Below are 9,330 nucleotides of genomic sequence, written 5' to 3' on the forward strand. Positions count from 1 at the left end.
CGGTCCGGGGGCTTACCGCTTCAGCGGCCCGGCCTCGATCACGTCCTCGACGGTGCGCAGGCCGGCACGGGGGGAATTGACCAGGCAGGCCATGTTGCCCGGCGGGTGCTGGTTCTTCCACATCTTGGTGTGGGCCTGGGGAATCTTGTCCCAGGGAAAGACCTCGCTCATGCACGGATCGATCCGCTGGTCGAGCACGAACTGGTTGGCCGCTGAGGCCTGCTTGAGGTGGGCGAAGTGCGAGCCCTGGATGCGCTTCTGCCGCATCCAGACGTAGCGGGCGTCGAAGGTGATGTTGAACCCGGTCGTGCCGGCGCAGAACACCACCATGCCGCCGCGCTTCACCACCAGCGCCGAGACCGGGAAGGTCGCCTCGCCCGGATGCTCGAAGACGATGTCGACATCCTGCTTCCCGGTGATGTCCCAGATCGCCTTGCCGAACTTGCGCGCCTCCTTGGTCCAGGCGTGGAACTCAGGCGAGTTCACCTTCGGGAGCTGCCCCCAGCAGTCGAAGTCCTTGCGGTTGATCACGCCCTTGGCGCCGAGGCTCATCACGTAGTCGCGCTTCGACTCGTCCGAGATCACCGCGATGGCGTTGGCACCGGACGCCGCGCAGAGCTGCACGCCGAACACGCCCAGCCCCCCCGACGCCCCCCAGATCAGCACGTTCTGCCCGGGACGGACCGTGTGGGGCGCGTGGCCGAACAGCATCCGGTAGGCGGTGGCCAGCGTCAGCGTATAGCAGGCCGCCTCCTCCCAGGTGAGGTGTTTGGGCCGGCGCATGAGCTGGCGCGACTGCACCCGGCAGAACTGCGCGAAGGAGCCGTCGCCGGTCTCGTAGCCCCAGATCCGCTGGGTCGGCGAGAACATCGGGTCGCCGCCGTTGCACTCCTCGTCGTCGCCGTCGTCCTGGTTGCAGTGGACGATGACCTCGTCGCCGACCTTCCAGCGCTTCACCTTGGCGCCGACCTTCCAGACGATGCCGGACGCGTCGGAGCCGGCGATGTGGTACTCGCCCTTGTGCACGTCGAAGGGCGAGATCGGCTCGCCGAGGCCGGCCCAGACGCCGTTGTAGTTCACGCCCGCCGCCATGACGTAGACCAGCACCTCGTCGTCGCCGATCTCCCAGACCGGCAGCACTTCGAGCTGGTGGGACTGCTCCGGGGGCCCGTGCCGCTCGCGCCGGATCGCCCAGGCATACATCTTGGCCGGCACGTGACCCAGCGGCGGGATCTCGCCCATCTCGTAGAGGTCCTTGACCTCACCATCCGCCGGACCGACCGCAACGCTCGCAGCCATCTCGTTCTCCTCTCGTCCCGCGTGGTTCTCGAAGGCCGCGGTTCTCCCTCGCGCTATAGCGGCGATGCCGGAGGCGTCCAAGTGGGTCGAAAGTCGAAACCCGATGGTTTCCGACCGGAAAAAGGCGGCGGCGCAGGGCCGACACCCACGTATTCAAAATCCGTTTTCGGGGAGACAAAGTATTATTCGGCGGCCGCCTCGCGGGCACAGGTGGCTAGACCTTCCGCGAGGCCGCGACCCGGGTTTCGGTAGACTTTATACCAGTGAGGGAACCCGGTTCGTGACCGGTGCGGGGGCATGCGCGGCATCGTCAAATCCCGCTGTCGGAGGCGGCAAGTTTTTTAAAGGCCTTCGGGTGCGCGCAGGCGCGCCTTGGACTTCCGTCGCGGATGACGCGTGCCCGAGCCTTCGCTACGGTGGCCGCAAGGCCGCGCTCAGCGCGGATACAAAGATGACATGGAGGCCGGGATGGGCGCGAGCGTCGCGGAGACCAAGAGCGACAAGTCGAGCCGCGACAAGCCCTGGATCATCCGCACCTATGCGGGGCATTCCACTGCGGCGGAGTCGAACGCGCTCTATCGCGGCAACCTCGCCAAGGGCCAGACCGGCCTGTCGGTGGCCTTCGACCTGCCGACCCAGACGGGCTACGACCCCGACCACGAACTGGCGCGCGGCGAGGTCGGCAAGGTCGGCGTCTCGATCGCGCATCTCGGCGACATGCGGACCCTGTTCCAGGACATCCCGCTCGCCCAGATGAACACCTCGATGACCATCAACGCCACGGCCCCGTGGCTGCTGGCGCTCTACCTGGCGGTGGCCGAGGAGCAGGGCGCGCCGCTCGACGCCCTCCAGGGCACCACCCAGAACGACATCATCAAGGAATACCTGTCGCGCGGGACCTACGTGTTCCCGCCCGCACCCTCGCTCCGGCTCACCAAGGACGTCATCCTCTTCACCACGAAGAACGTGCCGAAGTGGAACCCGATGAACGTCTGCTCCTACCACCTGCAGGAGGCGGGGGCGACGCCGGTCCAGGAATTGTCCTACGCGCTCGCCATCGCCATCGCGGTGCTCGACACGGTGCGGGACGACCCCGAATTCGACGAGAAAAGCTTCTCCGACGTGTTCGGCCGGATCTCGTTCTTCGTGAACGCGGGGCTCCGGTTCGTCACCGAGATCTGCAAGATGCGGGCGTTCTCTGAGCTCTGGGACGAGATCGCCCGGGAGCGCTACGGCATCGACGACCCGAAGAAGCGGATCTTCCGCTACGGCGTCCAGGTGAACAGTCTCGGCCTGACCGAGCAGCAGCCCGAGAACAACGTCCACCGCATCCTGATCGAGATGCTGGCGGTGACGCTGTCCAAGCGCGCCCGCGCCCGGGCGGTGCAGCTGCCGGCCTGGAACGAGGCGCTCGGCCTGCCGCGGCCCTGGGACCAGCAATGGTCCATGCGGATGCAGCAGATCCTCGCCTTCGAGACCGACCTGCTCGAATACGACGACATCTTCGACGGCAGCCACGTGATCGACGCCAAGGTCGAGGCGCTGAAGGCCGAGACCCGGGCCGAGCTGGAGCGGATCGGCGGGATCGGCGGCGCGGTCGCCGCGGTGGAGACCGGCGCCCTCAAGCGCGCGCTGGTGGAGTCGAACGCCCGGCGGATCTCGGCGATCGAGGCGGGCGAGCAGATCGTGGTCGGCGTCAACAAGTGGCAGCAGGGCGAGCCCTCGCCGCTCACCGCCGGGGAGGGGGCGATCTTCTCCGTCTCCGAGACGGTGGAGATGGAGGCGCAGGGCCGGATCCGTGCGTGGCGCGGCCGGCGCGACGAGCGCGCCGTGGGTCAAGCCCTCGACGCCCTGGAGCAGGCGGCGCGCTCGGGCGCCAACATCATGCCGCCCTCGATCGCGGCCGCGAAGGCCGGCGTCACCACGGGCGAGTGGGGAGAGCGCCTGCGCGCGGTCTTCGGCGAGTACCGGGCCCCCACCGGGGTGACCCCGGAGACGGTCTCCTCCGGGGCGGCCGAGGAGGCGAAGCTCCTGATCGCCGATCTCGGTGAGCGGCTCGGCGAGACGCCGAAGCTCGTGGTCGGCAAGCCGGGCCTCGACGGCCACTCGAACGGCGCCGAGCAGATCGCGCTCCGCGCCCGGGACGTGGGCTTCGACGTCACCTACGACGGCATCCGCCAGACGCCCGCCGAGATCGTCGCCAAGGCGAAGGAGACCGGGGCCCACGTGGTCGGCCTGTCGATCCTGTCCGGCTCCCACGTGCCGCTGGTGCGCGAGGTCCGGGCCCAGATGCGGGAGGCGGGCCTGGATCACATTCCGGTGGTGGTCGGCGGCATCATCTCGCCCGAGGACGAGCTGGTCCTGAAGAACATGGGCGTGCGCGCCGTCTACACGCCCAAGGACTACGCCATCGACCAGATCATGGTCGGGCTGGCCAAGGTGGTGGAGAAGACCCTGGAGCGCAGCGGTGCCGCACCGGACCGGCCGCGCGAGGGGACGCAGGTCTACTGATCGAAGGCCGTATTCCGTCCCGAGGACGGCGCGGAGCCGCAGGAGCCGCGCCGCCCCCGGCATGTCGCGCCAGTCCGAACACCTGAGCGTCGAGGTCGGCCGCTTCCTCGCCACGGTGCGGGCGGCGTGAGAGCCGGCGCACGCCTCGCCGGGGGCACACCGCTTCTGTAGGATCGGTCTCGCCCGTCCGGTTTCCCCCGCGGGACGGGCGGATCGGAGACGCGTCGCGTGACCCTGGCCGACACGATCGACCGCCTCAGGGAGGCGCGCGGCTGCTCCAGAGGGTATCCAGCACGGTCCGCTGTGTCCCGAGACCGCATCGCGAACCGGGTTTCCCGGCCGCGCCGCGTCGGGCGGACGGGGTCGGGACGAGAAACGCTCGCGACGGAAACCGACCGCGGCGCGTCCGCCGGACGGTGAGCCGGCGCGGTCGAGATGCCACCCGCTTCAGGTCACCGTGATCACGATCCTCCTCCTCGCCGTCCCGCTCGCCGCCGCCCTGTCGGCCGGGCTGATCCTGCGCCTGCGGCCGCTCCTGCAGCGCTATGCCCTGGCGCGGCCGAACGCCCGCTCCAGCCATGCCGTGCCGACCCCGCAGGGGGGCGGCATCGCCGTGGTGACCGCGCTGGTCACGATCTCCGGCCTGCTGATCGCGGCGCCAGAGATCGGCGGACGGCCGGACTGGATCTGGCTTTCCGGCTGCACATTGGCGCTCGCGCTCCTCGGCGCGGTGGATGACGTCCGGCCGTTGCCGGCCGCCTTCCGGCTCGCCGTGCAGGCGGGAACGGTCGGCCTGCTGGTCTGGCACCTGGACGGGCGGCTGCTGCCCGGGGCACCCCTCTGGCTCGAGCGCGGCCTCACCCTCGTGGCGGGCGTGTGGCTGGTGAACCTGACGAACTTCATGGACGGCCTCGACTGGATGACCGTCGCCGAGATGGTCCCCGTCTCCGGCGCGCTCCTGCTGCTCGGCCTCTCCGGCTACCTGCCGCCGCTGCCGGCGCTGGTGGCGGCCAGCCTCCTGGGGGCCGTTCTCGGCTTCGCGCCGTTCAACCGACCGGTCGCGAGCCTCTTCCTCGGGGATGTCGGCTCGCTGCCGATCGGCCTCGTCACCGCATGGCTGCTCTGGCAGCTGGCGCTGGCGGGCAGCCTCGCGGCGGCGCTGCTGCTGCCGCTCACCTATCTGGCGGATGCCAGCCTGACGCTGATCGCCCGGGCCGCCAGGGGGGAGCGGGTCTGGGAGGCCCATCGGGGGCACTACTACCAGCGCGCCACCGTCAACGGCCTCTCGGTTCCCGGCGTCGTGGCGCGGGTGTTCGGGGTGAACCTCGCGCTCGCCGCGCTTGCCGCCGCGACCTTGCTTTGGCCGTCCTGGCCGGTCACCCTCGCGGCCCTGGCCGCCGGGCTCGCCCTGGTGGCCACCCTGCTCCGCCGCTTCGCCCGCGCCCCGGCGCCGGCCCCAGCCGAAGGTGACGCTCGCCCGTGACCGGACTGATCGCGCTCACCGGGGCGACCGGCTTCATCGGCCGCCATCTGCTGGCCGACCTCACCGCGCGCGGCTACCGGGTGCGGGTGCTCCTGCGCCGGCCGACGGCCCTGCCCGAGGGGGCGGCGAGCGCGGTGGTCGGGGACCTGACGCGGCCGATCAACATGGCGGCGGCGCTCAGCGGCGTCGACGCGGTGGTCCATTCGGCCGGCCTCGCCCACGCCGGTCCGAGCCATGCCCCTTCCGGCGCGCCCGAGGACGACTACCGTACGCTCAACACCGAGGCGACGCGCCGGCTCGCGGACGCCGCGGCCCGGGCGAAGGTGCGCCGCTTCGTGTTCCTGTCCTCGATCCGCGCCCAGGTCGGCGCGAGCGCCCCTGGCGTGGTCGGGGAGGGCGATCCCGCGGCGCCCACCGACGCGTACGGCCGCTCCAAGCTGGAGGCCGAGCGGGCGCTCGCCGAGACCGGGCTGGACTGGGTCGCGCTCCGCCCGGTCCTCGTCTACGGGGCGGGGGTGAAGGGCAACATGGCGGCGCTGCTGCGGCTCGCCCGCTCGCCCTACCCGCTGCCGCTGGGCGGCCTCGCGGCCCGGCGCTCGCTAATCGCGTTGGAGAGCCTGTCGGGTGCCGTGGACGCGGTGCTGCGGGCGCCGCAGCCCCTGAACCGGGCCCTCGTGGCGGCCGATCCGGATCCGCTGAGCCTCCCCGAGATGATCGCGGCCCTGCGTCAGGGCCTGGGCCGGGGCCCGGGTCTGGTGCCGGTGCCGGTCGGGCTGCTCAAGCTGGCCTGCCGGATGACCGGACGGGAGGCCCTATTCGCCCGCGTCGCCGAAGGGCTGGTCGCCCGCGCCGACGGACTCGCGGCACTCGGGTGGCGCCCGGCCGGCCCGACCCGGGACGGGCTGGCGCGGCTGGCGCGCGAGGACGGATGACCTGAGGCACGCCCGGGGCCCGGGGTCCAAACGGCGCTCCCCGCCGCGCCGGCCCTGGGGCGCCACGGTTCACCTGGGCCGCGATGAGGATTATCAGGTCGTTCGCGGTGGGACGGCGCCATCGCGCGGACGGACAGACCCCGCAGGCCCGCGACCTGGGCGGGGTCTGTCCGTCCGCCGACACCGGGAACAGGATTGGGTGCGTATGGACCGAGCACAACGCCTTCTGCGATCGCTGACGAAAGACGCCCGCCTCGTGGAGGTCGGACCGAGCTTCAATCCGCTCGCACCAAAGCGGGACGGCTGGAACACGTTCGTCATCGATCACGCGTCCCGCGAAGACCTCGTAGCGAAGTACAGCGCCCATCACGGGGTCGACACGAGCCGGATCGAGGAGGTGGATTTCATCTGGCAGGGCGGCTCCCTGGCGGATGCGGTGCCGGCCGCGCAGCACGGCACGTTCGACGCCTTCATCGCCAGTCACGTGATCGAGCACACCACCGACGTGGTTACGTTCCTCAAAGCCGCCGAGACCCTGATCCGCCCGGACGGGGTCATCATCCTGGCGGTGCCCGACAAGCGGAAATGCTTCGACTTCTACCGCCATCCCTCCACCACCGGGGACGCGCTGGCGGCCTTCCTGGAAAAGCGCGCCCGCCACGACACGCGCACGCATTTCGAGTCCGTCATGCGGACGGTCCACAAGGGCGGCGCGCCCGGCTGGCACGCCGACGACACGCGGGAGGGCGTCATCGCCATCCCGTTCGACAAGGCGCACGAGCAACTCGCCCTCGCCGCCCGTCCGGAATACGTCGACGCCCACAACTGGATCTTCGTGCCGTCGAGCTTCCGCCTGATGCTCCTGGAGCTCGGGACGATGGGCTACCTCGATCTGCGCGTCGAGGAGATCGCCGAGGCGGAAGCGACCGAGTTCTACGCGTGGCTGCGCAAGGGCCTGGCACCGATCGACGCGGCCGCGCTTCAGGGCGCCCGAAAGCATCTCATGGATCTGACGATCGTGGAGCTGTCGCAGCAGTTACGGCAATTGCCCGGAGGGCTTCTGGGGGAGGACAGTCCCGAGGCCAAATTTCTGGATCGGATCAGAGAGGCCGACTTCCGCGCCGAGGCGACGCAGGTCGTCCTGGCCGCCGTCTTGGCCAGCACCGGCTGGCGCGGGCTGGATCGTCGCAAGTTCCGGAGGCTGATCGCCGAGGCGAGCCGGTCGGTCCCGGTGAGCGGGCCCGCCGCGGTGCAGCACCTCGTCCTCCTGGATGGAGCCCGCAAGGTCCTGGGATCGACCGCGGATTAGGCCCGGAGCCGCCGGACCGTGGGGTCCTGCGGCCGATCGCCCGCGACGCATGACCGGGGCGGCGCGCGCCTCAACGGGTCATGAGCTTGCGCGCGAACAGCGCCGCGGCGAACAGCACGGCGGCGCCCGCGGTGATCAGGCTGATCATCAGGGTCCGCCGCGGCTCGGTAGACGATTCCGCCTTCACCGGCACGACGATCGGGCTGAGGAATTCGACCTGACGCGCCGCGATGATGCGCGCGTGCTCGTTGGCCTTGCGCACCAGCTCGTAATATTTCTCCGCGCTCTTCCGCTCGGTCTCGAGGGCCTCGAACTGCGTGAGCGCGCTGGAGAGCTGGCGCTTCTGCTCAGGCGCCTCACCGCCGGCGCTTTCCCGCTGGATGCGCGCGATGTTGGCATCCAGATCGGCGATCTGCTGCTTGATGTCGATGATGTGGCGGGAGGCCGGGCCCAGGTCGCGCTGCCCGATCGCCAGCTGGATCGCGAGGTTCACCCGCGTGGTGCGCAGCTCCGAAACGGTCTTCAGGTTGGCCTCGTTCGATTTCACCGCGTCGAGCACGCCCGCCCGGTTGCGCAGATCGGTCAAGGCCGTGTTGATGTTGCGAACCCGCTCCTCGGCGCGCGCCAGCTCGCGGGCGCTCTCGGTCACGGCGTCCGCCCGCGCGCGGGCGCTCAGCCCGTTCACCATCTCGTCCGCCGCCTTCAGGATGGCCTGCGTGATGGCCAGCGACTCGCCCGGGTCGAAGGCTTCGACCGACAGCGACATGATTCCGGAAACGGAATCGATGTCGACCGCCACCCGGCGCTTCCAGTAGCGCAGGCGCTTCTCGATGGGCTTGTCGGGACTGAGGCGGGAGAAGTGGTCGATGCTGTCGCGGCTGAACCATTCGCGGACGGGCAGTTGCGCCTCGATCGTCTCGAGCAGCGTCCGGCTGTAGATGTACTCCTGCGTGATCATGCTGTCCTGCGCGATGGTCGAATTCACGACCCCGGCATTGGTCCCCACCTCGTCCGGTGCAGCCTTCTCGGCCGAGCCGACCGCCGGCCGGATCGCGAACTGCGTCTCCGTCACGTATCGGTCCGAGGCGATCAACCCGTAGTACACCCCGCCGATCGCGACCGGCAGGACGAAGCAGATGGCGAACAGGATCGGGATCCAGGGATCGTCCTTGACGTGGCTCTCGTAGGACCGGACGCCCTTCTTGCGGTCGATGACGCTCGACAGGCGCGTGAACTGCTGCAGGGCCTCGACGATCGCCTTCTGCCGATCGGTGGCCCTGAGCGGCTTACCCCGGGCGGGCCGGATCTCCATGTTCATCGTCAGATTCCCGGCTTCAGCGGCGTCGGACGTGTCTCGAGCCCGGATGGCCCGCGGACGCGGCGGGGCCGGCGCCTGACCAAGCCCTTCACACCGACAGACGGCAAAAGCATGTCCGGCGGGATTCCGGCGGTGCCGGCGCCGGATCGGGAGCGACGCCCCTCCAAGTTTGGCCACCTTCGCGCGCTAGCGCCTCCGGAACGGCCATTGATGGCTGATGATGGCTTACCGTCTGTCGGGAGAGCGGTCCCCGTGATCCGTTTCGAGAAAGTCACCAACATCTACCGGACCAACGGGCATCCTCGCATCATCCTGGACCAAGCCTCGTTCACCCTGAAGCCGCGCATCTCCGGCATCCTCGGCATCAACGGCCCCGGAACGTCGACGACGATGCGCCTCATCGCCGGGACCGAGGACGCCTCGAAGGGGAAGATCCGGCGCGACCGGCGCGTGTCATGGCCGCTGGGCTTCGCGGGCG

6 protein-coding genes and 1 pseudogene are annotated in these 9,330 nt (G+C 70.2%); 5 read left to right on the forward strand and 2 right to left on the reverse strand.

Translation table 11 applies throughout. The features are described from left to right. Positions 1–12: 12 nt before the first annotated feature. The gene (ccrA, locus tag MKL01_RS27575) at positions 13–1,299 is read right to left on the reverse strand and encodes a crotonyl-CoA carboxylase/reductase (RefSeq protein ID WP_243908362.1); all 1,287 of its coding nucleotides are present in this window, start codon (positions 1,297–1,299) and stop codon (positions 13–15) included. A gap of 468 nt (positions 1,300–1,767) precedes the next feature. Between ccrA and MKL01_RS27580 the strand changes: the two genes are divergently transcribed. From MKL01_RS27580 to MKL01_RS27595, 4 genes are all read left to right on the forward strand, one after another. Beyond that, positions 1,768–3,810 carry a protein meaA gene (locus tag MKL01_RS27580; protein ID WP_243908363.1) on the forward strand — a complete coding sequence of 681 codons (2,043 nt, stop codon included), beginning with the start codon at positions 1,768–1,770 and terminating at the stop codon, positions 3,808–3,810. A 457-nt stretch (positions 3,811–4,267) separates the two neighbouring features. Then, on the forward strand, positions 4,268–5,293 hold the full coding sequence (locus MKL01_RS27585) for an MraY family glycosyltransferase (protein WP_409566358.1): 1,026 nt from the start codon (positions 4,268–4,270) through the stop codon (positions 5,291–5,293). Beyond that, positions 5,290–6,225 (forward strand): NAD-dependent epimerase/dehydratase family protein, encoded by a 936-nt coding sequence (locus MKL01_RS27590; RefSeq protein WP_243908364.1) that lies wholly within the window; start codon positions 5,290–5,292, stop codon positions 6,223–6,225. Before MKL01_RS27585 ends, MKL01_RS27590 begins: the two co-directional genes overlap by 4 nt. A 166-nt stretch (positions 6,226–6,391) precedes the next feature. Then, positions 6,392–7,534: a class I SAM-dependent methyltransferase gene (locus tag MKL01_RS27595; protein WP_409566361.1), complete on the forward strand. Its 1,143-nt coding sequence runs from the start codon at positions 6,392–6,394 to the stop codon at positions 7,532–7,534. 70 nt (positions 7,535–7,604) lie between these two features. On the opposite strand, the gene MKL01_RS27600 is transcribed toward MKL01_RS27595, so the two are convergent. Further along, the gene (locus MKL01_RS27600; RefSeq protein WP_243908366.1) at positions 7,605–8,852 is read right to left on the reverse strand and encodes a capsule biosynthesis protein; all 1,248 of its coding nucleotides are present in this window, start codon (positions 8,850–8,852) and stop codon (positions 7,605–7,607) included. A 252-nt stretch (positions 8,853–9,104) separates the two neighbouring features. Between MKL01_RS27600 and MKL01_RS27605 the strand changes: the two are divergent. Further along, positions 9,105–9,330: pseudogene (locus tag MKL01_RS27605) on the forward strand (ATP-binding cassette domain-containing protein); the annotation flags it as partial.

The sequence above is a fragment of the Methylobacterium sp. J-070 genome (assembly GCF_022829385.1).
Lineage (GTDB): Bacteria > Pseudomonadota > Alphaproteobacteria > Rhizobiales > Beijerinckiaceae > Methylobacterium.

Bases quoted from the DNA above. Each gene is read 5' to 3' on its own strand.
- MKL01_RS27600 (WP_243908366.1), bottom strand. From the start codon at position 8,852: ATGAACATGGAGATCCGGCCCGCCCGGGGTAAGCCGCTCAGGGCCACC.
- ccrA (WP_243908362.1), bottom strand. From the start codon at position 1,299: ATGGCTGCGAGCGTTGCGGTCGGTCCGGCGGATGGTGAGGTCAAGGAC.
- MKL01_RS27580 (WP_243908363.1), top strand. From the start codon at position 1,768: ATGGGCGCGAGCGTCGCGGAGACCAAGAGCGACAAGTCGAGCCGCGAC.